We start from the raw sequence: 26773 nt of genomic DNA, 5'->3' as shown, positions 1-26773 counted from the left end.
GCCGGGGGTTCCGCCTGGACGGCCCCGCTGAGCTGGCGGCTGTCCCGCGGACCGGCGGCGACCGAGATCATCGAGCGGCGACCGGCGCGTTGACCGGCATCCCGGCCGGTGCCAGCCTCCCCGCTTGCGTCGAGTCCCGGCCGGCGGCGCCGGTCGTGCGCTCCTCACCGGGAGGAGGCCCCGTGTCCGCGCCGCCACGTCCCGGGCAGCCGACCCGCGACCGCACCGCACCGGCCCAGCAGGCCGGTCCCGCCGTGCCGCTGTCCCGGCTGGTGCTGGTCGACGAGCGCGAGGCCCAGGGTTCGCGGGTCCGCCGCGACGAGCGGCTCGACCACCTCTTCGAGCAGCGCTGCGACTGGATCGCCCGGTACGGCCGCGCCGACCGGCCGGCGATCGACTCCCCCGAGCTGTCGCTGACCTATCCCGGGCTGGACGCCCGCGCCAACCGGCTGGCCCGGTACCTGCGGCTGTGCGGGATCACCGCGGGCGACCGGGTGGCGCTGCTGATCGACGTCGCGGCCCTGGCGCACGTCGCCGTGCTGGCGGTGCTCAAGATCGGCGCGACCTACGTCGCGCTGGACCCGTCCGCACCGACCGGGCGGCTCGCCTGGATCGTCGAGGACTGCCGGGCCCGCGCCGTGCTCACCCTGTCCCACCTGGAGCAGCGGGTGGCCGAGCTGGACCTGCTGGCCGCGGGCGGCGCGCAGCTGGTGCACCTGGACCGCGCGCAGCGGCTGATCGACGAGATGGACCCGCGCCGGCTGATCGACGCCGAGCGCGGCGTGCTCGACAATCCGCTCGCCTACATCAGCTACGCCTCGGTGTCCGGCCGGCCCGACGGCGTCGCGATCTCGCACGCCGCGATCTGCAACTTCGTGAAGGTCGCCGCGGAGATCTACGGCATCCGCTCCACCGACCGCGTCTACCAGGGGATCCCGCTCGCGTTCGACTTCTCGGTCGAGGAGATCTGGGTGTCCTGGGTCAGCGGCGCCACCCTGGTCCCCCGGCCGGCCGGCCCGGGGCCGCTCGGCGCCGAGCTGGCCGCGTTCCTGGACACCCACCGGGTCACCGCGCTGTGCACCGTCCCGGAGGTGCTGGCCACCCTCGACGCCGAGCTGCCCGGACTGCGGTTCCTGCTGGTCTGCGGCAAGGACGCCCGGCCCGACGAGCTGCGCCGCTGGCAGCGTCCGGGGCGGCGGCTGCTCAACGTGTACGGCCCGCCGGAGGCGACCGTGACCGCCACCTGGGCCGAGGTGCTGCCCGGCGCACCGGTCACGATCGGCATCCCGCTGCCCACCTACAGCACCGTCGTGCTGGACCCGGCCGACCCACACCGCGCGCTGCCGCACGGCGAGGCGGGCGAGATCGGGATCGCCGGGATCGGCCTGGCCTGCGGCTACCTGGACCGCGACGACCTGACCGAGCAGGTGTTCGTCCGGGACGGCCTCGGCATCCCGGGCAACCCGTCGGGGCGGATCTACCGCACCGGCGATCTCGGCCGGGTCAACGCGCAGGGGCAGCTGGAGTACCTCGGCCCGCTGGGCGGGCGGGACCGGGCCCGGGACCGCTACCGGCCGGACGGGCCGGTCCCGGTGCCGATGCCGGCCGCACCGCCGTCGGCACCGGTGCCGGCCGGGGCGCCGGCGGGTGCGGCGGAGGCGCTGGCCGGGGTGCTGGCGACCGTGCTGTCCGACGTGCTCGGCAGCCCGGTGACCGCGGGCAGGCACTTCTTCGACGACCTGGGTGCCGACTCGATGACGATGGCCCGGTTCTGCGCGCGGGCCCGCAGCCATCCCGGTCTGCCGCCGGTCTCGATGAAGGACGTCTACCGGTACCCGACCCTCGACACGCTCGCGGCGGCGCTGGCCGACGACGGTTCCAGCCCCGCCGAGCGCAGCCTGCTGGAGATGCTCGCCGAGGCGCTCGGCGGCGGGACCGGCGAGATCGGGCCGGAGCAGCACTTCTTCGACGATCTCGGTGCCGACTCGATGACGATGGCCCGGTTCTGCGCGCTGCTGCGCCGCCGGGTGGACCTGCCCGCCGTCTCCATCAAGGACGTCTACCGCTGCCCCACCGTCCGCTCGCTCGCCGTCTCGCTCGGCGTCGCGGGCACCCCGGACGGCCCGGGGCCCCGACCGGCCGGGCCCGGCACCGGTCCCGCCGAACCGGAGCTGCCCGAGCCGGTCGGCACGCCGCACCACCTGCTGTGCGGGGCACTGCAGGTACTGGCGTTCCTCTGCTTCTCCTCGGTCGGCCCGCTGGTCGCCTACCTCGGCCTGCACTGGGTCGCCGCGGCCCCCGGCTGGGCCGGTCTCTACCTGCGCGCGGTGGCGTTCACCGGCGGATCGTTCCTGGTCCTGTGCACCCTGCCGATCCTCGCCAAGTGGGTGCTGATCGGGCGCTGGACACCCCGCCGGATCCGCGTCTGGAGCCTGCCCTACCTGCGGTTCTGGATCGTCCGCACGCTGGTCCGGTCCAGCCCGCTCGCGCTGTTCACCGGATCCCCGCTGCTGGTGCTGTACCTGCGCGCGCTGGGCGCCCGGATCGGGCCGGGGGTCACCCTGCTCACCCCGAACGTCCCGGTCTGCACCGACCTGATCTCGATCGGCGCGGGCACCGTGGTCCGCAAGGACGCGTTCCTGTCCGGCTACCGGGCCCGCGACGGCGTGATCGAGATCGGCCCGGTCACCCTCGGCCGGGACGTGCTCGTCGGGGAGAAGACGGTGCTCGACATCGGCAGCACGCTCGGCGACGGCGCCCAGCTCGGGCACACCTCGGCGCTGTACGCGGGCGGATCGGTGCCGGCCGGGCAGTGCTGGCACGGGTCGCCCGCCCGGCCGGCCGGCACCGACTACCGGGTCGTCCCGGCGCTGCCGGTGCCGACCGGGCGTCGGTTCTGGTTCGGGACGGCGCAGCTGGTCGCACTGCTCGCGTTCTCCGCGCCGGTGCTGCTCGGCGTCGCCGCCGCACTGCTCACCCAAGTCCCGGCGTTCGGCGCGCTGGCCGAGACCGACACGCCCCCGACCAGCGGCGCCTTCTACCTGGAGGGCTTGCTCGCGGCCGGCCTGCTGTTCGTGGCCTCGACGCTGGGCGGGCTGCTCGTCGTCGGGACGCTGCCGCGGCTGCTGCGGCTCGCCGTCCGGCCGGACCGGGTGTACCCGCTGCACGGCGTGCACCACTGGCTGCACCGGCTCGTCACCCGGCTGACCAACCGGAAGTTCTTCACCGAGCTGCTCGGCGACAGCTCGTTCGTCGTCGGCTACCTGCGCTGGATCGGCTACCGGCTGACCCCGGTCGTGCAGACCGGGTCGAACTTCGGGATGGCGGTCGTGCACGAGACGCCGTACCTGTGCTCGGTCGGCCACGGCACCGTCGTCGCCGACGGTCTGTCGATGCTCAGCGCCGACTACTCGGCGTCGTCGTTCCGGCTCTCGCCGGTCTCGATCGGCGCCGACAACTTCCTCGGCAACAACATCGCCTACCCGGCGCAGGGCCGCACCGGCGACGACTGCCTGCTCGCGACCAAGGTGATGGTCCCGATCGACGGGCCGGTCCGCTCCGGTGTCGGCCTGCTCGGCTCGCCCGCCTTCGAGATCCCGCGCTCGGTCGACCGGGACACCGGTCTCGATCTGCCGCCGGACGAGCAGGCCCGCCGGCTCGCCGCCAAGGACGTGCACAACGCCGTCAGCATCGGCCTGCGGCTGCTGACCCGGTGGCTGCACCTGGCCGGGGTGCTGCTGCTGACCACGGCGGCGTGGGACCTGTCGCGCACGGCCGGGGTGGTCGCGTTCCTGCCCCTCCCGGCGGCGGTGCTGCTGTTCACGGTGGTGTTCTACGTGGTCGTCGAGCGGCTCACCGATCCGCTGCAGGTGCTCGCACCGGACGGCCGCTCGATCTACGACCGCGCGTTCTGGCGGCACGAACGCGCCTGGAAGGTGCCGTCCGAGGCGTACTTCACGCTGTTCGACGGCACCCCGCTCAAGCCGGTCCTGTGGCGGCTGCTGGGTGTGCGGATCGGCCGCCGGGTGTTCGACGACGGCTGCTTCCTCACCGAGCGTTCCTTCACCGCGATCGGCGACGGCGCCACCCTCAACGCCGGGAGCATCGTCCAGTGCCACTCCCAGGAGGACGGCGCGTTCAAGTCCGACCGCACCGCGATCGGGGCCGGCGTCACGCTCGGCGTCGGCGCCTTCGTCCACTACGGCGTGCGGCTCGGCGACGGCGCGGTCCTCGCCCCGGACTCGTTCCTGATGAAGGGCGAGCAGGTGCCGCCCGGCGCCCGCTGGGGCGGCAACCCCGCCGAGGAGCTCGCCCCCGGCCCGGCACCGGCACAGCCGGCCGACCCGGCCCCCGTCCCCTCGATCCCCGGAAGGCCGATCCGATGACGACACCCGCACGGTCCCGCGACCACTGGCGTCGCGTCCTGGAATCCGCAGGCCCCACGACGATCCCGCTCTGGTGCACCGATCCGGTACCGGGCACCGCGGTGCACGAGGTCCCGCTGACCGGGACCGCGGTCGCCTGCCCGCCGGACGGCGCGGTGCTGCTGGCCGCGCACGCGGTCGTCCTCGCCGCCCTCACCGGCGAACCGGACGTGCTCGTCGGCTACCGCCCCGAACCCGACGGCCCGGTCCTGCCGTGCCCGGTCGCGGCCGGGGCACCGGCCTGGCGGGAACTGCTGGCCGGGGCCCGGGCCGCGGAGAGCGAGCTGCTCGCGCACCGGGAGACCGCCGCCGACGGCGTGCTCGCCGAGCTCGGCCTGCCCTCGATGCCGTTCGGCACGGTGCTCGATCCGGCCGGGGACGGCGGGGACCCGCCGCCCGGCGCGGTGCTCGCGGTCGCGCTCGTCCGGTCCGGCGGGCGGCCGCTGCTGCGGCTGCGGTACCGGACCGACGCCGTCGACGGCGGGTTCGCCGCCCGGATCGCCGGCTACCACCTGACGGCGCTGGACCGGATCGCCACCGCCCCGGACGCCGATCCGCGGCGGCCGGGCCTGCTCTCCGCCGGTGAGCTGCGGTTCCAGCTCGACGGACTGGCCGGACCGGACCGGGAGCTGCCCGACCGCCGCTTCCACGAGCTGTTCGAGGACCGGGCCGCGGCGCACCCGGACGCGGTCGCGATCGAGCTCGGCGACCGGCGCCGCACCTACCGGGAGCTCGACGAGCGGGCGAACCGCCTCGCGCACGGCCTGCTGCGCGCGGGCCTGCGGGCGGAGGACGTGGTCGCCGTCGTCACCGAGCGGAACCTGGACTGGGCGGCCGCGGTGCTCGCCGTGTTCAAGGCGGGCGGGGTGTACCTGCCGGTCGAGCCGCACTTCCCGGCCGAACGGATCGCGACGACGCTGTCCCGGGCGGACTGCCGGTTCGTGCTCACCGAGCCCGGCTCCACCGCGAACCTGGACCGCGCGGCGGCCGCCCGGCCGTCGATGCAGGTCCGGTCGATGGACGATCCGGCCCTCGACGATCTCCCGGCCACCGCGCCCGGCGTCGCGGTGCGCGCCGACCAGCTCGCCTACATCTACTTCACCTCCGGATCGACCGGCACCCCGAAGGGTGCGATGTGCGAGCACGGCGGGATGCTCAACCACCTGCTCGCCAAGATCGAGGACCTCGGCGTCGGCGAGGGGCAGGCGGTCGCCCAGACGGCGCCGCAGTGCTTCGACATCTCGCTGTGGCAGCTCGTCGCGGCGCTGCTGGTGGGCGGGCGCACCGTGCTCGTCGAGCAGGAGCTGATCCTCGACGTCGACCGCTACCTGGACCGGATCGAGCGGGCCGGCGTGCACGTGCTGCAGGTGGTGCCGTCGTACCTGGAGGTGCTGCTGTCCAGCCTGGACGCGCACCCGCGGGAGCTGCCGGACCTGCACACCGTCTCCACCACCGGTGAGGCGCTCAAGGCCGAGCAGGCGCACCGCTGGTTCGCCGCGCGCCCCGGGATCCGGCTGGCGAACGCCTACGGCCTGACCGAGACCTCCGACGACGTCACCCACGAGATCCTGGAGCGGGTCCCGGCGAACGGCCGGATCCCGCTCGGCCGGCCGATCCGCAACACCACGGTGCTGGTGGTCGACGCCGACCTGGAACCGGTCCCGCTGGGCGCACCCGGCGAGATCGTCTGCGCCGGGATCTGCGTCGGGCGCGGGTACGTCAACGACCCGGACCGCACCCGGGCGGTGTTCGTCGACGACCCGCACCGGCCGGGGCGGCGGCTCTACCGCAGCGGCGACCACGGCCGCTGGCTGCCCACCGGCCGGCTGGAGTTCCTCGGCCGCCGCGACGCGCAGGTGAAGGTCCGCGGCTTCCGGATCGAGATCGGCGAGATCGAGAACGCGCTGACCAGGGCGCCCGGGGTGCGCGACGCCGCGGTCGTGGTCGACGGGCGCGGCACCGGCCTGGTCGCGTTCTACTCGGCCACCGGCCCGGTCACCGCGGACGCGCTCCGCGAGCGGCTGGCGGTGACCCTGCCGGAGTACATGGTGCCCTCGGTGTTCCACCGGCTCGACGCGCTGCCGCTCACCCCGAACAGCAAGATCGACACCAAGGCGCTGGCCGCGATCGCCGCCGAGCCGGATCCCGGCGACGGCGTCGAGCCACCCGCCACGCCCACCGAGCGGCGGGTCGCCGCGGTCTGGGCGACCGTGCTCGGCGTCGAGCGGATCGGCCGCGGCGACGACTTCTTCGCACTCGGCGGCAGCTCGCTGTCCGCGGTGAAGGTCGTGCTCGGCCTGGACCGGGTCGTCTCGCTCTCGGAGCTGACCGAACACCCGGAACTGTCCGCGCTGGCCGCGCTCGTCGACCGCCGCACCGGCACCGCCGGCTCGGCCGGCTCTCCCGGCACCGCCGGGGACCATCCGCGCACCCCGGCCACCGATCTGCTCAGCACGCCGTGAGCACCGACCGAACGGAGCATCCGATGACCCAGTCCTCCCTGCTCGACGTCGAGATCAGGCCGGGCCGCCCACCGCTGCTCCCGGCGTCGGCGATCCGCGGCATGCCGTGGGAGGAGTTCCGCGGCGCGCTGCGCAGCGCCGTCGTCGAGTACGGCTCGGTGATGGTCCGCGGGTTCGGCCTGACCGGCCCGGACGACGTCGCCGGCGTCTTCCGCGGGTTGGCCGACCGGCTGATGACCGAGCGGGAGGCGTTCGCCGCCCGCGACGTCGTCGCCGACGGCGTGTACACCTCCTCGGCCTGGCCGGCCAACCAGCAGATGTGCATGCACCACGAGCTCAGCTACGCGCTCGACGCCCCCGGCCTGATGATGTTCGCCTGCCTCGCCGCCCCGGCCTCCGGCGGCACCACCGGCGTCGCCGACTCGGCCGCCGTGCTCGACGCGCTGCCGCCCGGCGTCGTCGAGCGGTTCGAGCGGGACGGGTGGCTGCTGGTCCGCAGCTACAACGACGAGATCGGGGCGACCGTCGCCGAGTCGTTCGGCACCGACGATCCGGCGGCCGTGGAGGCGTACTGCCGGGCCAACGCGATCGAGTTCGCCTGGCAGCCCGGCGGCGGCCTGCGCACCCGGCAGCGCCGCCCCGCCGTGCTGCGCCATCCGGTGACCGGGCGGCGCTGCTGGTTCAACCAGATCGCGTTCCTCAACGAGGCGACGATGGCCCCGGAGGTGCGCGAGTACCTGCTGGAGGTCTACGGGCCGGACGGCCTGCCCTTCACCACCCGCTTCGGCGACGGCGAGCCGCTGCATCCCGAGCTCGTCGAGCTGATCACCGACACCTACGAGCGGCACACCCTGCGCGAACCGTGGCAGGCCGGGGACCTGCTGCTGGTCGACAACGTCCGCACCGCGCACGGCCGGGACCCGTTCGACGGCGACCGCTCGGTGCTCGTCGCGATGGCCGACCCGATCCGTCCCGGCGGGCCGGCGTGACCGCCGGGACCGCCCCGGACGCGGGGCCGGCGCCGGCCGGCCCGCTCGCGCCGCCGCCGTTCGCCGTCGTCGGCGGGGCGCAGGTCGCCGCCGCGCTGGCCGGCCGGGAACGGGAGATCGTCGAGCTGGTCGCGGACACCTACCGGCTGCACGGCGCCGGCGCGACGGTCAACCCGCCGTCGTACTTCCTGCGGTTCCCGGACCGGCCGGCGTCGCGGATCATCGCGCTGCCCGCCTCGCTCGGCGGCGACGCCCCGGTCGACGGGCTGAAGTGGATCTCCAGCTTCCCCGGGAACGTGGCCGCCGGGATCCCGCGCGCCTCCGCCGTGCTGATCCTCAACGACCACGACACCGGCTACCCGTTCGCGGTGCTGGAGAGCTCGATCATCAGCGCCACCCGGACCGCCGCGTCCGCCGCGCTGGCCGCCGACCTGCTCACCCGGGACCGGGCCCGGCCGCTGCGGATCGGGTTCGTCGGCACCGGGCTGATCGCCCGCTACGTGCACACCTTCCTCGCCGGGACCGGCTGGGAGTTCGCCGAGATCGGCCTGCACGACCTGTCGCCCGCCGGCACCGACGGGTTCGCCGGCTACCTGGCCCGGACCGGCGCGCCCGGCCGGGTCACCGTGCACGACGACGCCGGGTCACTGGTCCGGGCCGGCGACCTGATCGTGTTCGCCACCGTCGCCGCCCGCCCGCACGTGCACGACCCGGACTGGTTCGCGCACCGTCCGGTGGTGCTGCACGTGTCGCTGCGCGACCTGGACCCGCGGATCCTGCTCGACGCCTGCAACGTCGTCGACGACGTCGAGCACTGCCTGAAGGCCGAGACGTCACCGCACCTGGCCGAGCAGCTGACCGGCGGCCGCGACTTCCTGGACGGCACCCTGGACGACGTCATGTCCGGACGGCTGCGGGTCCCGGCCGACCGCACGGTGGTGTTCTCGCCGTTCGGACTCGGGGTGCTCGACCTGGCCGTCGGGGGCTGGGTGCACGACCGGGTCGCGCGGGACGGCGGGCTGCGGGTGGTCGACGACTTCTTCCACGAGCGGAGCAGGCACGGCTGACGCCCGGGCGCTCAGTCGTCCGGGATCGTCTCGACCCGCCCGGCGGGGGTGCCGTCGGCGCAGCTCAGGGTGACCCGGACGTCGGCGTCCTCGCCGTCGAACTCGACCTGGTTCGGCGCGAGATCGTCGTCGTCCTCGCGCTCGAAGCCCTGCGCCGGGTTCACCGACACCACGTACGGCGTCCCGCCCTCGCAGCGGACCAGGATCGTCCCGGCCTGCCCGGCCGGGACCACGCCGACCGGCTCCGGCGCCGGCGCCGCCGGGGCGGGGGCGGCCCCCTGCCCGGGCGCGGGCGCGGCTCCGGGATCACCGGGCGCGGCACCGGGCGCGGCACCGGTCGCCGGTCCGCCGTGCCGGTCCAGCTCGGCCCGGACCTCCTCGGCGGCCAGCGGCTGCACCGTCGAACCGCCGGCCAGGCCGCTGCCGATGGCGCCGACCGCGGTCAGGCCCAGCAGCAGCGCGCCGGCCGCCGCGGCGATCCACAGTCCGGCGGCGAGCCCGATCCGGGTGGGGCGCTTGTTCGGGGGGTTCACCCGCACAGGATGCCCCGGCGGACGGTTAACGCATCCCTAAGGCAGCCCGAAAGCCCGTCCGCGGTGCGCGCCCGCCCCGGTCCGGCAACTAGGTTCTGGATCCGTGGCCCAGATCCTGATCGTCGAGGACGACCCCGCCATCCGTGGCGCGCTGATCCGCGGGCTGGGCGAGCGCGGGCACGCCGTCGACTCGGCGCCGACCGCGATGGCCGGGCTGGAGTCGGCCGTCGGGAAGCGGCCGGACCTGGTGGTGCTCGATCTCGGCCTGCCCGACATGGACGGCACCACCATGCTGCGGATGCTGCGCGGCGCCAGCACCGTCCCGGTGATCGTGGCGACCGCCCGCGACGACGAGTCGGAGATCGTCGCGGTGCTCGACGCCGGCGCCGACGACTACCTGGTCAAACCGTTCTCCGCGGCGCAGCTGGACGCGCGCATCCGGGCCGTGCTGCGCCGGCTCGGCGACGGCACGCCGGACCCGACCGTCGTCGTCGGTGAGCTGTCGGTGGATCCGCGCTCGCGGCGCGCCCGGCTGGACGGCACCGAGCTGGAGCTGACCCCGCGCGAGTTCGACCTGCTGCACTACCTGGCCGCCCGCGCCGATCAGGTGGTCAGCAAGCGGGAGCTGGTCACCGAGGTGTGGCAGCAGCCCTACGGCGGCGCCGACAAGACCGTCGACGTGCACCTGTCCTGGCTGCGCCGCAAGCTCGGCGAGACCGCGCAGCAGGCCCGCTACCTGCACTCGGTGCGCGGGGTCGGGATCCGGCTGTCCGCCCCGGACGACCCGCCGGGCGGCGGCTGATGCGGCGCCGCATCCTGGTGCTCGTCGGCGCGACCGTGCTCCTGGTGCTGGTGGCGTTCGCCGTCCCGCTGGCCGTGCTGGTGCGGACGGTCGCGGTGGACACCGCGCTGTCCACCGCGACCACCCAGGCGCAGTCGCTGACCCCGCTGGTCGCGACCGCCGACCGGGCCACCATGGAGCCCACCGTCGCGCTGGCCGACGACCGCAACGCCGGCGACGTGTCGGTGATCCTCGCCGACGGGACCGTGTTCGGGGCGCCCGCGCCGCGCAGCGACCTGGTCGAGCTGGGGCTGCGCGGGGTCAGCGCGTCGACCGAGGCACCCGGCGGGCGGGAGATGGTGTTCTCGGTGCAGGGCGCGACGGCCGGCAACAGCGTGATCCGGGTGTTCGTGCCGGACGCCGAGCTGACCCGCGGCGTCGCCCGGTCCTGGCTGCTGCTGGCCGGGCTGTCGGTCGTCCTGCTGGCCGGCGGGCTGCTGATCGCCGACCGGCTGGCCCGCTCCCTGGTGGACGCCACCACCGACCTGTCCGGGGTGTCCGAGCAGCTGGCCCGCGGCGATCTCGCCGCCCGCGCCGATCCGGACGCCCCGGCCGAGCTCGGCGTCGTCGCCCGCGCCCTGAACGGGCTCGCCGGGCGGATCTCGGAGCTGCTGCGGGAGGAACGGGAGAACGTCGCCGATCTCGCGCACCGGGTCCGCACCCCGCTGACCGCGCTGCGGCTGGACGCCGAGGCACTGCGCGATCCCGACGAGTCCGGCCGGATCTCGGCCGGGGTGGACGGCGTGCAGCGGGCCGTCACCGGCGCGATCGAGCAGGCCCGGCGGCGCGGCGGCGAGGGCCGGGCCGCGGACGCCGCCGCCGTCGTCCGGGAGCGGGTCGCGTTCTGGCAGGTGCTCGCCGAGGACACCGACCGGGCCGTCACCCTGGACCTGGCCGACGGCCCGCTGCCGGTCGGCTGCGCGCCCGGCGACCTGGAGGCGTGCGTGGACGCGCTGCTCGGCAACGTCTTCGCGCACACCCCGGACGGCACGGCGTTCGGCGTGGAGCTGAGCCGGCGCTCCGCGGGCGGCGCCCGGCTCGTCGTGTACGACGCGGGACCCGGCCTGCCGCCGGGCACCGACCCGACCTCGCGCGGGGTGAGCGGCGGCGGGTCCACCGGCCTCGGGCTGGACATCGCGCGGCGGACCGCCGACTCGGCCGGGGGGCGGCTGATCCTGTCCGGGCCGCCCGGTGCGGGACTGCAGGTGACCCTGGAGCTCGCCGGGCCGCAGCCCTGAGGGCCGTTACCCTCACCCCGTGGGACGACGACTGCCCGGTCCGCGCGGGCCCGCCGCGACCCTGGGGACCACCGCCGGCTTCGCCACCCGGCCGCACCACACCCTGCTCGGGTTGCGCGACCGGTACGGCCCGGTGGTGGAGTTCGGGATCGGTCCCGGCCGGCTCGTCGCGGTGTTCGGGGCGGAGGCCTGCGCGTTCGTGTTCGGGCACGACGAGCACTTCAGCAACCACGAGATGTTCGAGTCGGTCGCACCGCTGAGCGGGGACACCGCGCTGCTGCTCAGCGACGGCGAGCCGCACCGCCGACGCCGCCGGATCGCCGCGACCGGGTTCACCCGGCGCAGCATCGCCGGCTACGTCCCCGCGTTCACCGGCAACGCCGACCGGGTCATCGACGGCTGGCGTCCCGGCGACCGCGTCGACCTGCACCAGGAGTTCCGGACGGTGATCCGGCGGGCCACCCTGGAGGTGCTGTTCGGCCCGGACCTGGCCGGCGACGCCGACCGCATCGGCGCGATGCTCGGGCCGCTGCTCGCCTTCGTCGACGGCGACGCCGTGCTGCAGCAGCTGCGCCGCGCCGTCCGGGCCCGCGCCTGGCGGGACGCGCTGGCCGGGCGCGCCGAGGTCGACCGGATCGTCCGCGCCGAACTGCACCGCCGCCGTTCCGACGCGCCCCGGCCGGACCTGCTGGGCAGGCTCGCCACCCCGGTGGACGGCGTGCAGCTCACCGGGACCGAGCTGCTCGACCAGGTCGTCAGCACCGTCGTCGCCGGCTACGAGACGACCAGCGCGGCGATGGCCTGGATGTGCCTGACCGTGCTGGGGGCACCGGAGATCCGGGACCGGGCCCGGGCCGAGGTGCTCACGGCCTGCGGTGACGCCCCGCCCACCCACGACGACCTGCCCCGGCTGCCGTTCCTCGATCAGATCGTGCACGAGACGCTGCGGCTCTACCCGCCGGCGTCGATCAGCGGCCGGTACGTGCGGCGCGGGTTCACCGTCGCCGGCCACGACATCCCGCCGGGGACCCGGCTGCTGTTCAGCCCGCTGGTCACCCACCGTGACCCGGAGATCTGGGACCGCGCGACCACCTTCCTGCCGCAGCGGTGGGATGCCGACCGGCCCGGATTCCGCCGGCCAGGGCCCGGCGAGTTCCTGCCGTTCGGCGGCGGGGCGCACCGCTGCCTGGGGGCGGCGCTGGCCGTCGCCGAGCTCACCGTGCTGCTCGCCCGGCTGGTCGTGCGGGCCGAGCTGGAGCCGGTCCCGGCGCCGGTCCGGCCGTCCGGCTTCCTCGCGATGCGCCCGGTGCACGGGGTGCCGGTCCGGGTGCGGTCGGTCCGGCCCCGCTGATCCCTAACCCGTCGTTAGGGATCGGGTAGCGCGGCGTTGGTGCGCGCGGCGGCATCGTTCCTCCCGACACGAGCGAGAGCCGCTCACCAGACGTCACGGAGGAAGATCCGCATGCGCACCAGGACGACCGTCGCCGCCGTCGCCGCCACCGGCCTGCTCCTGATCGGCGGGGGCACCGCGCTGGCACTGGGCTCCGGCTCCGGCGCCACCGGGGCCCCGGTCGCGCCGACCGCGGCGACCGCACCCGAGCTGCCCGTCCCCGGCTCGGCTCCCGACCCGGCTCCCGGGTCCGCGCCCGGTGCCGGGCCGGCGCCGGGCGCGCCGCAGCCCGCCGTCGACCGGGCGACCGCCGAGCGGATCGCGCTGGAGCTGGCCGGCGGGGGCCGGGTCACCGAGGTGGAGTTCGACCGGGCCGACCGCGATGACGACGACGACCGCTACGACCGCGACCACTGGGAGATCGACATCCGGGACGGCGCCGTCGAGCACGAGATCGACGTGGACGCCGCCACCGGCGAGATCCTCGACCACGACATCGACCGGGACGACGACTGACCCCGCCGGACCGCCCCCGCGGAGATCCCTGTCCCGGGAGTGCCGGGTGCCGTTCGGAGCACCGGCACTCCCCGGACGCGGATCATGGTCCGGGCCCGAGGCCGTCCCGCCAGTCCCGGCCGGAGCCGAGCACCCGCCGGCCGACCGCCTCCTGCGCCATCCGCTGCCCGGCGGCGAACAGCTCGCGGACCGGGCCGCGCAGGCCCGGATCGAGCCACTCGACGTCGGTGTGGTCGGCCGGGCCGGCCGGTGCCGGGCGGCCGTGCGCGAGCAGCGCCCGGTAGAGGCCGGTCGCCGGGCGCACCGCGGGCAGTCCGCCGGCCTGCGCCACCGCCGACGCCCGCGCCGGGATCCGCAGCCCGGCGGCGTCGAGATCGCCGAAGTAGCGGATCGCGGCCGGCGGGTCCGCCGCGAGCGAGGGCACCGACGAGACGAACGCGTTTCCGGCGCCCCAGCCCAGCATGCCGACCGGGCCCGGATCCGCGCGCAGTGCCAGCAGCAGCGAGTGGAACGTGTCGGCGTTCTCCACGACCAGCAGCACCGGCCCGCCACCGGGGAGCCGTTCGCGGTGCATCGGCAGCGCGACCCGCTCCGCGCGGAGGATCTGCGGTGTCAGCGGGACGGGCAGGCCCGCGTCGAACGCCTTCTCGTCGCCGGTGATCTCCAGCGCGCGCTCCCGCAGCCCGGCGAGCGGGGCGCGCGTCCCGCCGGCGAACAGCCACCGGTTGACCTGCCGCACCGCCTCCGCGGGGGCCCGCACGGCGGCCGCGGCGCTCAGCTCCGGATGCCAGGGATCGGCGGCCGGGCGCAGAGCGGGCGCCGCGGCCGGCCGGATCAGCCGCACCGCGCGGGGCAGCGGCGGGCTGCCGTCGTCGGTGGCCGCGGTCGGGATCAGCGCCCCGGCGGCGGCCAGCTCGTCGAGCGCGGCGGCGAGCAGCCGGCGGGCGTCGGCCGAACCGTGCGCCGACGGGACGGCGTCGACGAACGCCCGCCACAGTCCGGCCCGGTCGATCCGGGTCCGGCCGGTGTCGCGCAGGACCGCCAGCAGCGCCGCGGCGGACCCGGCCGGCGTCATCCGGTCCCGGCCGCGCCGTCCGCGGCCGATCGCACCGCCGGATCGGGCCCCGCCGCGGGTCCTGCAGCCGGATCGGGGGACGCCACGGGCTCGACAGCCGGGCCGGACGCCACCGCCGAGGACCCGGCGGCCGGGCCGGACGCCACCGCCGCGGGCTCGCCGGCCGGGCCGGTGGGTGCCGCCGCGGGTCCCTCGGCCTCGCCGGTCGGCGCCGCGGCTGCGGCGTCCGGGCGGCGGTAGACCCGCGCGGCGGTGATCCGGCCACCGCCCTCACCCTCGGACAGTGAGCGGGTGATCCGCTCGTCGACCGACAGGTACTTGCGGCCTGCGCGCAGGTCGGCGTCGTTGCGCAGCCGGATGAGCAGCGGGAACCCGGACAGCGCACCGGCGTCGAACAGCCCGGTCGTGTAGACCAGCTGCACCCCGAGCGCCTGCGCCACCCCGAACTGCAGCTCCAGCAGGTACCCCGCGGACGCCCGGCCGATCGGGTTGTCCAGGAACAGCACCCCGGCGTGCGCGCGCCTGCCGTGCCCGCGCTGGTGCGCGCGCAGCGCCGCCATCGTGCAGTACAGGACGATCGCCGCGGTCAGCTGCTGGCCGCCGGAGAACACGTCCTTGATCGCGGACACCCGCAGTCGCTCGGTCCGCAGCACCGCGTCCGGCTTGAGCATCTCGACCCGGACGCCCTTCGGCATCGCCGCGCGCACCCCGCGCAGCAGCATCGACATGCCGTCGCGTCGGTCCCGGGCGCGCCCGGAGCCACCGGCCAGCCCGGAGGCGGTCCGGTCGACGACGACGCCGAGCTCGTGGCGCAGCGCGGCGTCCGGCAGCTCCTCGAACCGGATCCGCAGGAACTGCTGGCCGGACCAGTCGCCGAGGCCGTCGGGCAGCTGGGAGAGCTTCTGCGCGAGCCGGACCGTGCGCAGCGCCTCGCCGACCATCCCGGACAGCCGGGTGACGATGCCGGAGCGGTGCCGCTCGATGTTGCCGAGATCGTCGTCGAGCGAGCGCAGCCGCGGCCGCAGCGCGCCGATCCACTCCCGGGCCAGCCCGGGCATCTCGGTGCGGTCCACCCCGGCGATGTGCCGGTGCACCGGGGAGGAGAGGGTCGCGAACCGCGGGTCCTGGGCGAACCGGGCGACGGCGTCCACGCCGTCGCGCACCTTCCGCTCGGCCCGCGACCGGTCCCCGGCGACCTCGCGCAGCGCCGCCTGGTTCCGCTTCAGCGCGGCGAGCGCCCCGTCGACGTCGCCGTCGAACGGGATCCCGCCCGGCTCCGGGGTGTCCTCCAGTCCGTCGACGACGTGCCCGAACCCGCGGGCCAGCTCGACCGCGGTCCGGTGGGCGTCCTCGGCCGTCTGCCGCGCCCGGCGGGCCCGCTCCAGCTCGCGCCCGGCCGCGTCCAGGTCGACCGACGCCGCGGCGACCAGCTCGCGGCCGTGCTCGGCGTCGCGCGGCTGCTCGTAGGGGTCGATCGGGCGCGGCTCGGCCGGCAGCGACGCCAGCTCCCGGCGGAGCACCTCGACCTCGGTGTTCGCCTTCTGCCTGCGCTCCTCGGCCGCCTCGTAGGCGGCCCTGGCCTGCTCGGCGGCGGCCCGCCGGCTGGTGGCGTCGGCGCCGTCGGGGGTGTGCAGGAACGCGGTCGCCGCCTCCACCACCGAGCGGGGCAGGCCGTCGACGGCGATCCGCCGCTCGGCGGCGTCGGCCTCGGCGCGCTCCAGCGCGCCGCGCAGGTCGGTGTCGACGGCGGTCGAGGCGTAGGCGTCGCGGGCCCGCTGGAACGCGTCGCGCAGCTCGGCGAGCGAGGCGCCGGCCGGCCCGTCGGTGCCGGTGGCCGGCTCGGGGGCCTCCTCCAGCGGGAGCGCGGCCGCCTCGTCCCGCACGGTCGCCGCGATGCTGCGCTGCCGGTCCCGGGTCTGCTGTGCGGCGGCGGCCTCCCGGCCCGCCCGGTCGGCGGCGGCGCCCGCGGCGTCGGCCTCCTCCCGCAGCCGGCCGGCGTCGGCGGCGCCGGTGCGGCGGCGCTCCTCCAGGCCGGGCCGGCGGGCGAGCTCCTCGCGCAGCGCGGTGAGCGCCTCGGCGCGCCGGCGGGCCGCGGCGACGACCCGCTCCAGCTCGGGGCGATCGGCGGTGAGCCGGTCCGCCCGCTCGTCGAGCGCCGCGACCTCGGCGCGGGCCTGCTCGTAGGCGTCGGCGGCGGCGGTCCGGGCGGCCTCGGCGTCCCGGGCCGCCGTGGTCAGCTCGTCGAGCGCCGGACGGCGGTCCCGCAGCGCGGTGAACCGGTCCCGCAAGCGGCGGTCCTGCTCGGTCAGCTCCTCCAGCGCGGCGATCCGGGCGGCCCGCTCCGCGGTCTCGGCGACCAGCCGGACGCGGACCTCCTCGGCGGCGTCCTCGTCGTGCAGCGCCGGGTTCGGCGGGACGACGAGCTCGATCCCGGGCGCGACGGCGTCCGCCGCGGTCAGCGCGGCGGTGGAGCCGACGGCGACCAGACAGGCCGGCAGCAGCCGGGCCCCGACGAGCTCGTCGCGGGCCCGGGCGGCGTCGGCCGGCTCGTTGAGCAGCACCCCGCCGGCCAGGTGCGGCAGCCGGTCGAGCACCGCCGCGCGGTCGCCGGCCGGGAGCATCGCCAGGTAGCGGCGCCCGGACCAGGCGGTGATGCCGGCCTTCTCCAGCACCTGCAGCACCGACTCGATCTCCGGCGGATCGGGCAGCAGGCCGCCGTCGCCGAGCGCGGCCAGCGCGCGCTCGTCGCGGCGCTGGTCACCGAGCAGCGCGGTCCGTTCCCGCTCGGACCCGCGGATCGCGGCGCCGAGCGTCTCGACGACCAGCGCCGCGTCGGCGTCCGGGCGCACCGTGTCCAGGCCGAGCAGCTCGGCCGGGCGGACCTCGCCGGCCAGCTCGTCGCTCTCCCGCGCCGCGGCGGCGCGGACGGTTTCCGCGGTCGCGGCGGCGGCCCGGGCGGTGGCGGCCGCGTCCTGGGCCGCGGTCCGGCGCTCCTCGGCCGCCCGGCGCTCCTCCCGGATCCCGGCGGCGGCGCCGTCGGCGTCGGCCAGTGCCGCGGCGGCCGCGGTCGCGTCCCGCTCCGCGGCGGGGGCCTCGTGCTCGACGTCGTCGGGTCCGGAGCCCTCCGTCAGGTGCCCGGCGGCGACCGCGGCCGCGATCCGCCGGTCCAGGTCGGCGAGCGCCTCGACGGCCGCCGACACCGAGCTCTCGGCGCGGGCGGCGTCGGCGGTGCGCCGCACCTGCTCGGCGCGGGCGGCGGCGGCCCGCTCCTCGGCGTCGGCGCGGGTGTCCTCGGCGGCCTCGGCGGCCGCCTCCGCCTCGGCCGCGGTGCGCAGCAGCGACGCGGCCAGCTCCCGGGCGGCGTCCTGCCGGGCCTGCAGCGCCGGGCGGGCCTTCTGCTCCTCCTCGTCGACCCGGGCCCGCAGCCGGCCGGCCTCGGCGGCCGCGACCCGGTGCGCGAGGACCGGTTCGACGGCGTCCCGCGCGGTCGAGACGGCCGCCGCCCCGTCCCGCTCCCGGGTGGCCTCGTCGGCGGCGGCGACCGCCGCGTCGACGGCCAGCACCGCGGTCAGCCTGCGCAGCTCGCCGACGGTGTCCTGCAACCGTTCGGCGATCCGGGCCGCCTCGTGCTCGGTGGCGACCGCCGCCTCGGCCTCGGTCGCGGTGCCGGCCGCGCGGGAGGTCTCGGCGACCCGGCGGGCGGCGATGGACTCGGCGGTGGTCCGCAGCGACTCCCGGGCGGCGCTCTCCGCGGCCCGCGCGGCCACGGCGGCGTCCTCCGCGGCGACCATCGGTTCGAGCAGCCCCAGGGTGCCGTCGACGAACTCGCGCTCGGACTCGAGCTCCTCGCGCTGGGCCAGCCGGTCGGCGTACCCGGCGACCAGCTCGGCGACGTTCTGCGGCTCCTCCGGATCGAGCACGGCGCGCAGCAGGAAGTCGACGAACGCCTCGTCGCTGGAGAACGAGAACGCCTCCGCCGCCTCGCCCTCGCCGGCGTTCATCGCCCGCTGGTAGCGGAACAGCTCCGGATCCAGGCCGACGTCGACGAGATGGCGGGTCCAGTCCCGGTGCCCGGTCTCCCAGGCCAGCTCGGACTCCGGGTGGTCGCGGTGCGCGGTGTGCAGCCGTTCCCGGAACGACGCGAGGGTGATCCGTTTCCGCTCGTGGGTGAAGGGCAGGTCGTCCATGCCGAACCCGGGCACCGGCCGGAAGGCGTACCAGGCGTCGGCCAGCTTCTCCGGGTCGGACGAGGCGACGTGCCCCCGCCACTCCGACACCTTGCCGGTGACCAGCAGCGCACCCGTCCCGACGTGCATCCACTCGCAGACGACGTGCGCGACGTCCTCGGCCAGTACGAAGTTCTCCAGCACCGTGGTGCTGGTCGTCCCGACCACCTGACGCCGGCCGGGCAGCAGCACCGAGAAGATCAGCTTGAGCAGGACGGACTTCCCGCCGCCGTTCTCCAGGAACAGCACCGAGGCCGGCGACGGCCGCCGCGGGGTGCTGCGGTCGATCGCGTCCGGGGCGAACAGGTCCTCCTGGACGGCCACCTTCACCGGCCGCCCGACGCCGCGCAGGTCGAGCGAGACGTCCTGGTAGCGGGCCGCGGTCGGGCCGACCGAGAACAGCCGGGCCCGGGTCAGCTCATACATCGGGGCCGTCCGTTCCGGCCGCCGGGACCGGGGTGTCCTGCGGCGCGGATCCGCTCACCGGGTGCGCGATCTCGTCCGGCGCGGGACCGCTGTCGAACGCCCCGGCCGGCTCCGCCACCAGCGAGCCCGCGGCCGCACCGACCGGGAGCACGTTCAGCGACAGCAGCTCGTCGAACGCCCGCTGGGCGGCCAGCTCGCGGACCTGGACCTGGTAGCGCGGCGTCGTCCGGTAGGCGCCCTCGGCGCCGACCGGCACCAGGAACCCCTGGTCGGCGAGGAACCGCAGGGCCTTCCCGACGATGCCGCGGGTGGTGGACTCGCCGGCCCGGCCGTCCTTGGTCGCGGTGGCCTCCGGGCGGCGCAGCCACACCCGCCAGACCTCCTCGAGCTGCGGCGCGTCCGACTCCGGATCGGCCGGGCCCGCGGCGCGCTCGTTCAGCACCCGGCACGCCTCGCGGACGGCGCCGTCGACCAGCTCCACCGAGACGCGGCCGACGTAGGAGTCGTCGCCCAGGTCGTCGGGCCGCGGGAACGCCAGCGCGGCGACGGCGAGATGCGCGATGCCGTGCAGCACCTTGTCGGCGGCCCGGTTGGTCAGCGCCGTCCGGCGGGCGTAGCTGTCCATCCGGATCTCGAACACCGAGCCCTCGGTCGCGGCGAGCACGATGCCCGGCGCCGGATCGACGGCCAGCACCACCAGCCCCAGTCCGGAGGCGATCCGCTGCACGGTGTCGCGGAACTCGTCGTCCTCCCGGTAGCGGCGCACCAGCTCGGCGTAGTCGGGATCGCGGCCGGGCAGCGCCTTGGGCCGCATCCCGTAGGCGACGAGCCGGGCGGCGGTCTCGGTGTCAGCCACGCGGTCCCACCCGGCGCTCCCCCTCGACGCCGGCCGCGGCGAGCAGCAGATCGGCGCCGCCGTACTCCGGGTCGTCGAGCACGGTGCCGTCGTCGACCGCGATCAGCACCGACGGGTCGCCCTGGGTGCGGGCGGTGCCGATCGCCGTCCCGACGGCGTGCAGCGCGCGCAGCGCGACGAGCTGCGGCAGGTCCGGGCCGGCCGCCCGGGCCCGGGTGAGCGCCTCGGACAGCCGCACCGGCTGCTGCCCGGACGCCGGGAACACGTCGTCGACGAGCCGCCACGCCTGCTCCCCGAACCGCTCCCGGGGCTGCGGCGCCAGCTCGGGCTCGGGCACCTCGGAGCCGAACGGGTCCCGGTCGGTCGGCGGGGTCAGCAGCGTCTCGACCAGCCCGCCCAGGCTCGGCACCGACGGGTTCGCCACCCCGGTGCCGGCCGTGAACCAGGCGGTCACCGGGTCGTTCGCCGCGCCGACCCGCAGGCCGAGCGCGGGCCGCAGGAGCTGCCCGAAGACGTCGACCGACGCCCGTTTCGGCTTCCCGGAGAACTGCTGGCGGTCCTGCTCGGCCCGGAACGCCGATCCGGCCTCCTGCAGCCGGGCCTGCAGCTGGGTGTGCCGCTGGATGCAGTCGTCGACGACCTCGACCAGCTCGGCGGCCTGCCTGCGGCGCTCCGGCTCGACGGCCTCGTCGCGGGCGTCGGCGATGTTCGCCTTGATCACGGTCTCGGCGCGGTAGCGGGCCTCGATGTGGGTGAGGGCCTCGTCGAGCAGCTGCGGGACGGCGTCCAGCCAGTCCACCGACCGGACGTCGCGCCGGGTCGCCTCCAGCTTGCGGCGTAGCGACTCGGCGTACTGCACGGTGCGGTAGCGGGCCTGCTCGGCGGCCAGCCGGGCGTCGCCGAGCCTGCCGCGCACGATCAGCGTCTCCAGCTTCGTCTCGGCCGCCTCCTGGGCCGACTCGACGTCGGTGTCCAGCGCCCCGACCAGCACGTTGATCGCCTCGTCGGAGGCGCGCAGGTACACCCCTCCGTCCGGCGCGGCGACCTCGACGAGCAGCTTGAAGTCGAACCGGCGGCGCTGGTACCGGCCCTGGGCGTCGGTGCTGCCGTACTCGACGGCGAAGCCGCGGTCGATGCTGCCGACGTTCACCAGGTTGTCGATCACCCACTGGGCGACCCTGGCGTGCTCCGCGCGGGGCGCCTGCGGCGCCTGCGCGGCGACGAAGGGCAGCAGCCGCCGGACGATCTCGGCGTGGTCGGCGCCATGGTCGAAGTCCATCGCGAGGGTGACCTGGTCGATGGCCTGCAAGCCGATCTCGGCCATCTGGTAGCCGGCCGCGTCCCAGTCCAGCCGGCCCTTGCGGGCGTCGAGGTCGTGCAGCGGCGCCGTGCAGGCCAGGGCCTTCAACCGGCGTGCCACGCCCTCGTCCGGACTGATGGTCGACACCCCGACGACTGTAGTGAGGGGGCCGGTGGCCGTCCCCCACCGGGCGTGCGGGCCGGCCCGGTGCGGCCGGGGCACGACGCCGACCGAGCACGGTCCCGGTTCATGGACCGCCGGTGAGCAGCGAGCCGTAGGAGGGCCGGTCCGGCGCCGCGTCCGCGGCGAGCAGCGCGTGCGCCACCGCGCGGGCGGTCACGTCCGCCCCGACGGCCTGGAGCAGGTAGGTGGCGTCCGGGTCCGGTGCGGGCCCGGTGCCGGTGGCGAGCGCGAAGGCGCAGTCGCCGTCCCGGATCGTGTGCACCGGGTGGATCGCGCGGGCCAGGCCGTCGTGCGCCGTCGTCGCGAGCCGGGTGCAGCCCGTCTTGTCCAGGGTGGCGTCGGTGGCGACGACGACCAGCGTGGTCGCGGTGCCCGGCGAGGGTGCGTGCGCGGCGTACAGCTCGGCGATCCGGGCCCGGGCGGCCGGTGCCGGCAGGTCGGCGGGGAACTCGCCGGGCAGCCCGGACCGGGCGCCCAGCAGCTCACCGGTCCGCGGATCGACGCCGGACCCCGCGGAGTTGAGCACCACCAGCGCGGCGACCGTGGCGCCGGTGCCGAGCACCGCGGAGGCGGTGCCGATCCCGCCGCGCAGGCCGCCGGAGACGGCGCCGGTGCCCGCACCGGTCGAGCCCTGCGGCACCGGTCCGTCGTGTGCGGCGTCGTAGGCGGCGGCGCCGGTCGCGGCGGTGGGGCGGGCGGCCGGGACCCCGCCCCGGCCGAGGTCGAACACGACCGCGGCCGGGACGATCGGGACGACGGCGCCGGGCACCGGGAAGCCCTCGCCGTCGCGTTCCAGGCGGGCCATCACACCGGAGGCGGCGTCCAGCCCGAAGGCGCTGCCGCCGGACAGCGTGATCGCGTGCACCCGCTGCACGGTCGCGGTCGGCGCCAGCAGGTCGGTCTCCCGGGTGCCGGGCGCCGCACCGCGGACGTCGACGCCCGCGACGGCGCCGCCCGGCGGGGCGAGCACCACGGTGCTGCCGCTGCGGGCCCCCGGCCCGGTCAGCCCGGCGTGCCCGACCCGCAGGCCGGCGACGTCGGTCAGCCCGTTCGTCGCACCCGCCCGCAGCCGCGCTCCGTGCAGGATCAGCCCTTCTTCTTCTTGCCGCCGCGGGCCCGCCGGACGACCAGGAAGACCAGCGCCAGCAGGCCGATGCCGCCGAGCACCGGCGCGAGCCGCTTGAGCACCGGCGCACCCGCGGAGTCGAGCAGGTCGATGGCCTCGACCGGGCTGCTCTGCGGCTGCCGGGGCGCGGCCGGCTTCGGGGCCGAGGTCGTGGCCGCGGACTCACCCGCGGCCGGCGGCACCGCCGGGATCGGGCTGGTCTCGTCGGCGGCGTGCTTCGGGCCCGCGCCGTTGGAGGTCGCGGCGCCGCCCGGACCGGTCAGCTTGTCCGCCACGCAGGAGGCGAACTGGCCGATGATCTTGTCGGCGACGTCGGAGATGACCCCCCGGCCGAACTGGGCGGGGCGCCCGGTGACGGTCATGTCGGTGACCATCGTGACCGAGGTCTTGTCCGGGCCGTCGGCGACCATGGTGCCGGTGACGACCGCCTTGGCGGTGCCGTTGCCGCGGGCGTCCCGGCCCGAGGCGTCGATGACGACCTTGTGGTTGGCGTCGTCCCGGTCGATGTAGGTGCCCTTGCCCTTGTAGGTCAGCGAGATCGGGCCCAGCTTGACCTTGACGGTGCCCTGGAACGAGTCGCCCTCGTACTCGGTCAGGGTGGCCCCGGGGAAGCACGGCGCGATGAGCTCCGGGTCGTTGAGCGCCTTCCAGGCGTCCTCGATCGGCGCCGCGATCGTGAACTTGTTCTCCAGCTGCATCTCTGTCTGCCTCCTCGTGCGAAGGGGCGCCGGCCCGGGAGGTGCTCCCCGGCCCGGCGCCCCTTCGGCGTGCTACTGCGAACGTCAGCGGTGCTCAGCCGGCCGCGGCCAGCACGGCCCGCCCGGTGAGCACCTTCGCCAGGTGCTCACGGTAGTCGGCTGCGGCGTCCGCGTCACTCGGAGCGGAGGTCCCTTCCGTGGCGTGCTCGGCCGCCGCCTTCGCGACGTCCGGGCCTGCCGCCTGCCCCACCAGGGCCTGCTCGACCCCGGTCGCCCGGATCGGCACGTTCCCCATGTTGGTCAGACCCACCCGGGCCTCCGAGATGGTGCCGCCGTCCACCTTGAGCGCCACCGCGACGGCGACCATCGACCAGGCCTGGGCGACCCGGTTGAACTTCTCGTAGTGGGTCTTCCAGCCGGTGTACTTCGGGAACCGGACCATGGTGAGGATCTCGCCCTCGCCGATCGCGGTGGTGAAGTAGTCCTGGAAGAACTCCGCGGCGGGCACCAGGCGGGTGCCGCCGGTGCCGAGGATGACGAACTCGGCGTCCAGCGCCAGCGCCGCCGCCCCGAGGTCACCGGCCGGGTCGGCGTGCGCGAGGGCGCCGCCGAGGGTGCCGCGGTGGCGGACCTGCGGGTCGGCGACCGTCTCGGTGGCCTGCGCGATCAGCTCGACGTGCTGCGTGATCAGGTCGTTGCGCATGACCTCGTGGTGGGTGGCCGTCGCGCCGACCATCACGTACTGGTCGTCCTCGCCGATCCGCTTGAGCTCGGGGATCCCGCCGAGGTCGATGACGGTGCTGGGTGCGGCGAGCCGCAGCCGCAGCACCGGCAGCAGGCTCTGCCCGCCGGCGAGGATCTTGGCGTCCTCCCCGGCCGACTGCAGCGCCTGCACGGCCTCCTCGACCGACGAGGGCCGGACGTAGTCGAACTTCGCCGGGATCACTGGACCTCACCCTTCGGGTTGTTCGGGTCGATGGACCCCAGGCCGGCGCCCGGGGAGTGGGTGGTGCTCGGCGTCTGCTGCACGGAGTGGCCCTTGGCCACCTGCAACGCCCGCCAGACCCGCTGCGACGTGGTCGGCATCTCGATCTCGCTGACGCCGAGGTGCCGGATCGCGTCGAGCACGCCGTTCACGATCGCCGGGGTGGAGGCGATGGTGCCCGCCTCGCCGACGCCCTTCACACCGAGCGGGTTCGTCGTCGACGGGGTCGAGACGGTCTCGGTGGTGAAGCTCGGCAGGTCGGCCGCCGACGGCACCGTGTAGTCGACGAACGTGGCGTTGACCAGGGTGCCCTGGTCGTCGTAGTTCGCCTCCTCGAACAGCGCCTGCGCGATGCCCTGGGCGAGGCCGCCGTGCACCTGGCCCTCGACGATCAGCGGGTTGATCACGTTGCCGATGTCGTCGACGCAGACGTAGTTGCGCAGGGTGACCCGGCCGGTGTCGGTGTCGACCTCCATCGCGGCCAGGTGGGTGCCGTGCGGGAAGGAGAAGTTCTCCGGGTCGAACACGGCGTCGGAGTCCAGCGAGGGCTCCATGCCCTCCGGGTAGTCGTGCGCCATGAACGCGGCGAACGCGATCTCCTGGATCGCCTTGCCCTTGTCGGTGCCCTTGACGGTGAACTGGCCGTTCGCGAACTCGAGGTCGTCCTCGGACGCCTCCAGCAGGTGCGCCGCGATCTTGCGCGCCTTCTCCACGACCTTCTCGGCCGCGTTGACGATCGCGATGCCGCCGACCACCAGGGACCGGGAGCCGTAGGTGTCGAGCCCCTTCGGCGCCACCTGGGTGTCGCCGTGCAGGATCTCGACGTCCTCGAACGGCACGCCGAGCTTGTCCGCGACGATCTGCGAGAACGCCGTCTCGTGGCCCTGCCCGTGCGCCGAGGCGCCGGTGGTGACCTCGACCTTGCCGGTGGCGAGCATCCGGATGCTGGCGGCCTCCCAGCCGCCGGCGCCGTAGTCCAGCGAGCCGAGCACCCGGGACGGGGCGAGCCCGCACATCTCGGTGAAGGTCGAGATGCCGATGCCGAGCTGCACCGGGTCGTTGTTCTTGCGCCGCTCCTCCTGCTCGCGGCGCAGGCCGGCGTAGTCGAACAGCTCCATCGCGCGCTGCGTGGCCTGCTCGTAGTTGCCGGTGTCGTAGGTCAGGCCCACGACGGTGGTGAACGGGAACTCCTCGTGCGCGATCCAGTTCTGCTCGCGCAGCTCCATCGGGTCGCGGCCGAGCTCGACGGCGAGCTCGTCCATGATCCGCTCGATGCCGAAGGTGGCCTCCGGACGCCCCGCTCCCCGGTAGGCGTCGGTGAGCGTCTTGTTGGTGAAGACGTTCGAGCAGGTGAACTTCAGCGCCGGGATCTTGTAGATGGCGTTGAACATGAACGCGCCGAGGATCGGCACACCCGGGCCGACCAGCCCGAGGTAGGCGCCCATGTCCGCGTAGAGGTGCACGTCCAGGCCGGTGATCGTGCCGTCCCGCTTGGCGGTGATCGTGAGGTCCTGGATCTGGTCCCGGGCGTGGTGCGCGGTGAGCATGCACTCGCTGCGGGTCTCGGTCCACTTGACCGGCTTGCGCAGCTTCTGCGCGAGCAGCACGCAGAGCATCTCCTCGGGCAGCACGCCGATCTTGCCGCCGAAGCCGCCGCCGACGTCGGGGGCGATCACCCGCAGCTTGGACTCGGGGACCCCGAGGGTCACCGTGGTCATGGTGCGCAGGATGTGCGGCACCTGGGTGGCGGCCCAGATGGTCAGCTGCTCGCCGGTCGGGTCCACGACGCAGGAGCGGGGCTCCATGAACGCCGGGATCAGGCGCTGCTGGCGGAACCGGCGCTTGACCACGATCTGGTCGTCGTCGGCCTCGGCGGTCTTGATCGCCTCGCCGATGTCGCCACCGGTGCCGGCCGCCGCGGAGTCGAAGATCCAGGTGGCGGAGACGTTGCTGCCCAGGTCCGGGTGCACCAGGTCGGCACCGTCCTGTGCGGCGGCCTCCATGTCCAGGACCGGGTCGAGCGGCTCGTAGTCGACCTCGACGAGCTCGGCGGCGTCCCGGGCCGCGGCGGCGGACCGCGCGACGACGACGGCGACGCCCTCACCGGAGAAGTTCACCCGGCCGACGGCGAGCACCGGGCGCTGCGGCGCCTTCTGGTCCGGTGTGATCGGCCATGCGCAGGGCAGGCCGACCTCCTCGGCCCCCAGGTCGGCGGCAGTGAACACGCCGAAGACGCCGGGGGCCTTCTCGGCCTCGGACTTGTCGATCGAGGTGATCGTCGCCCGGGCCAGGGTCGAGCGGACGACCGCGATGTGCAGCGTCCCGGGCGGGGTGATCGAGTCGGTGTAGCGGGAACGACCGGTGATGAGGCGCTCGTCCTCCTTGCGGACGCGCGCCTTGCCGATCTCTGCTGTGGTGGGTTCGGCGGTCGTGGTCAA

17 protein-coding genes are annotated in these 26773 nt (G+C 75.7%); 8 read left to right on the top strand and 9 right to left on the bottom strand.

The window, feature by feature from the left end:
* The first annotated feature begins 182 nt into the window (after positions 1 to 182).
* Genes ACVJO7_RS24600 through sbnB form a run of 4 tightly spaced genes read left to right on the top strand, consistent with a single transcriptional unit; the run spans position 183 to position 8942 of the window.
* On the top strand, positions 183 to 4385 hold the full coding sequence (locus ACVJO7_RS24600; protein WP_491674839.1) for a Pls/PosA family non-ribosomal peptide synthetase: 4203 nt from the start codon (positions 183 to 185) through the stop codon (positions 4383 to 4385).
* Complete coding sequence (locus ACVJO7_RS24595) at positions 4382 to 6886, top strand: non-ribosomal peptide synthetase (protein WP_491674838.1); 2505 nt, start codon at positions 4382 to 4384, stop codon at positions 6884 to 6886. Before ACVJO7_RS24600 ends, ACVJO7_RS24595 begins: the two co-directional genes overlap by 4 nt.
* Positions 6887 to 6909: 23 nt before the next feature.
* Entirely contained in the window at positions 6910 to 7875 is a 966-nt protein-coding gene (locus ACVJO7_RS24590) for a TauD/TfdA family dioxygenase (RefSeq protein WP_358485123.1), read from the top strand.
* Positions 7872 to 8942, top strand: coding sequence for a 2,3-diaminopropionate biosynthesis protein SbnB (sbnB, locus tag ACVJO7_RS24585; protein WP_491674837.1), 1071 nt, complete (start codon positions 7872 to 7874; stop codon positions 8940 to 8942). Before ACVJO7_RS24590 ends, sbnB begins: the two co-directional genes overlap by 4 nt.
* 11 nt (positions 8943 to 8953) lie before the next feature.
* On the opposite strand, the gene ACVJO7_RS24580 is transcribed toward sbnB, so the two are convergent.
* Positions 8954 to 9475 carry a hypothetical protein gene (locus tag ACVJO7_RS24580; RefSeq protein ID WP_491674836.1) on the bottom strand — a complete coding sequence of 174 codons (522 nt, stop codon included), beginning with the start codon at positions 9473 to 9475 and terminating at the stop codon, positions 8954 to 8956.
* A 103-nt stretch (positions 9476 to 9578) separates the two neighbouring features.
* Here ACVJO7_RS24580 and ACVJO7_RS24575 point away from each other — a divergent pair, with 103 nt between their 5' ends.
* The 4 genes from ACVJO7_RS24575 (at position 9579) to ACVJO7_RS24560 (ending at position 13460) form a co-directional block, all read left to right on the top strand.
* Positions 9579 to 10277: a response regulator transcription factor gene (locus ACVJO7_RS24575; protein WP_491674835.1), complete on the top strand. Its 699-nt coding sequence runs from the start codon at positions 9579 to 9581 to the stop codon at positions 10275 to 10277.
* Entirely contained in the window at positions 10277 to 11554 is a 1278-nt protein-coding gene (locus tag ACVJO7_RS24570; protein WP_491674834.1) for a sensor histidine kinase, read from the top strand. Before ACVJO7_RS24575 ends, ACVJO7_RS24570 begins: the two co-directional genes overlap by 1 nt.
* A gap of 19 nt (positions 11555 to 11573) precedes the next feature.
* Positions 11574 to 12905: a cytochrome P450 gene (locus ACVJO7_RS24565; protein WP_491674833.1), complete on the top strand. Its 1332-nt coding sequence runs from the start codon at positions 11574 to 11576 to the stop codon at positions 12903 to 12905.
* A gap of 111 nt (positions 12906 to 13016) precedes the next feature.
* Positions 13017 to 13460, top strand: a complete 444-nt coding sequence (locus ACVJO7_RS24560) for a PepSY domain-containing protein (protein ID WP_491674832.1) — start codon at positions 13017 to 13019, stop codon at positions 13458 to 13460.
* 82 nt (positions 13461 to 13542) lie between these two features.
* On the opposite strand, the gene ACVJO7_RS24555 is transcribed toward ACVJO7_RS24560, so the two are convergent.
* From ACVJO7_RS24555 to ACVJO7_RS24520, 8 genes are all read right to left on the bottom strand, one after another.
* Complete coding sequence (locus tag ACVJO7_RS24555; protein ID WP_491674831.1) at positions 13543 to 14535, bottom strand: Wadjet anti-phage system protein JetD domain-containing protein; 993 nt, start codon at positions 14533 to 14535, stop codon at positions 13543 to 13545.
* Complete coding sequence (locus tag ACVJO7_RS24550) at positions 14532 to 19187, bottom strand: hypothetical protein (protein ID WP_491674830.1); 4656 nt, start codon at positions 19185 to 19187, stop codon at positions 14532 to 14534. Before ACVJO7_RS24550 ends, ACVJO7_RS24555 begins: the two co-directional genes overlap by 4 nt.
* Positions 19180 to 20001, bottom strand: a complete 822-nt coding sequence (locus ACVJO7_RS24545) for a hypothetical protein (protein WP_491674850.1) — start codon at positions 19999 to 20001, stop codon at positions 19180 to 19182. Before ACVJO7_RS24545 ends, ACVJO7_RS24550 begins: the two co-directional genes overlap by 8 nt.
* Positions 20002 to 20035: 34 nt before the next feature.
* Complete coding sequence (locus ACVJO7_RS24540; RefSeq protein ID WP_491674829.1) at positions 20036 to 21490, bottom strand: serine/threonine-protein kinase; 1455 nt, start codon at positions 21488 to 21490, stop codon at positions 20036 to 20038.
* Positions 21491 to 21590: 100 nt separating this feature from the next.
* Positions 21591 to 22571 carry a P1 family peptidase gene (locus ACVJO7_RS24535; protein ID WP_491674849.1) on the bottom strand — a complete coding sequence of 327 codons (981 nt, stop codon included), beginning with the start codon at positions 22569 to 22571 and terminating at the stop codon, positions 21591 to 21593.
* 41 nt (positions 22572 to 22612) lie between these two features.
* Positions 22613 to 23350 (bottom strand): SRPBCC family protein, encoded by a 738-nt coding sequence (locus tag ACVJO7_RS24530; RefSeq protein ID WP_491674828.1) that lies wholly within the window; start codon positions 23348 to 23350, stop codon positions 22613 to 22615.
* 94 nt (positions 23351 to 23444) lie between these two features.
* Positions 23445 to 24296, bottom strand: a complete 852-nt coding sequence (locus tag ACVJO7_RS24525; RefSeq protein ID WP_491674827.1) for an FAD binding domain-containing protein — start codon at positions 24294 to 24296, stop codon at positions 23445 to 23447.
* Complete coding sequence (locus ACVJO7_RS24520) at positions 24293 to 26773, bottom strand: xanthine dehydrogenase family protein molybdopterin-binding subunit (protein ID WP_344020951.1); 2481 nt, start codon at positions 26771 to 26773, stop codon at positions 24293 to 24295. The genes ACVJO7_RS24525 and ACVJO7_RS24520 overlap by 4 nt, the downstream gene beginning before the upstream one ends.

The organism is Pseudonocardia sp. DxW (genome assembly GCF_058448985.1).
This window is presented reverse-complemented; position numbering and strand designations above follow the sequence as displayed.

What these genes read in the sequence shown, in the direction of transcription:
- ACVJO7_RS24595 (WP_491674838.1), top strand. Translation starts at nt 4,382, where the DNA reads ATGACGACACCCGCACGGTCCCGCGACCACTGGCGTCGCGTCCTGGAA.
- ACVJO7_RS24590 (WP_358485123.1), top strand. Translation starts at nt 6,910, where the DNA reads ATGACCCAGTCCTCCCTGCTCGACGTCGAGATCAGGCCGGGCCGCCCA.
- ACVJO7_RS24570 (WP_491674834.1), top strand. Translation starts at nt 10,277, where the DNA reads ATGCGGCGCCGCATCCTGGTGCTCGTCGGCGCGACCGTGCTCCTGGTG.
- ACVJO7_RS24560 (WP_491674832.1), top strand. Translation starts at nt 13,017, where the DNA reads ATGCGCACCAGGACGACCGTCGCCGCCGTCGCCGCCACCGGCCTGCTC.
- ACVJO7_RS24555 (WP_491674831.1), bottom strand. Translation starts at nt 14,535, where the DNA reads ATGACGCCGGCCGGGTCCGCCGCGGCGCTGCTGGCGGTCCTGCGCGAC.
- ACVJO7_RS24550 (WP_491674830.1), bottom strand. Translation starts at nt 19,187, where the DNA reads ATGTATGAGCTGACCCGGGCCCGGCTGTTCTCGGTCGGCCCGACCGCG.
- ACVJO7_RS24545 (WP_491674850.1), bottom strand. Translation starts at nt 20,001, where the DNA reads ATGCGGCCCAAGGCGCTGCCCGGCCGCGATCCCGACTACGCCGAGCTG.
- ACVJO7_RS24530 (WP_491674828.1), bottom strand. Translation starts at nt 23,350, where the DNA reads ATGCAGCTGGAGAACAAGTTCACGATCGCGGCGCCGATCGAGGACGCC.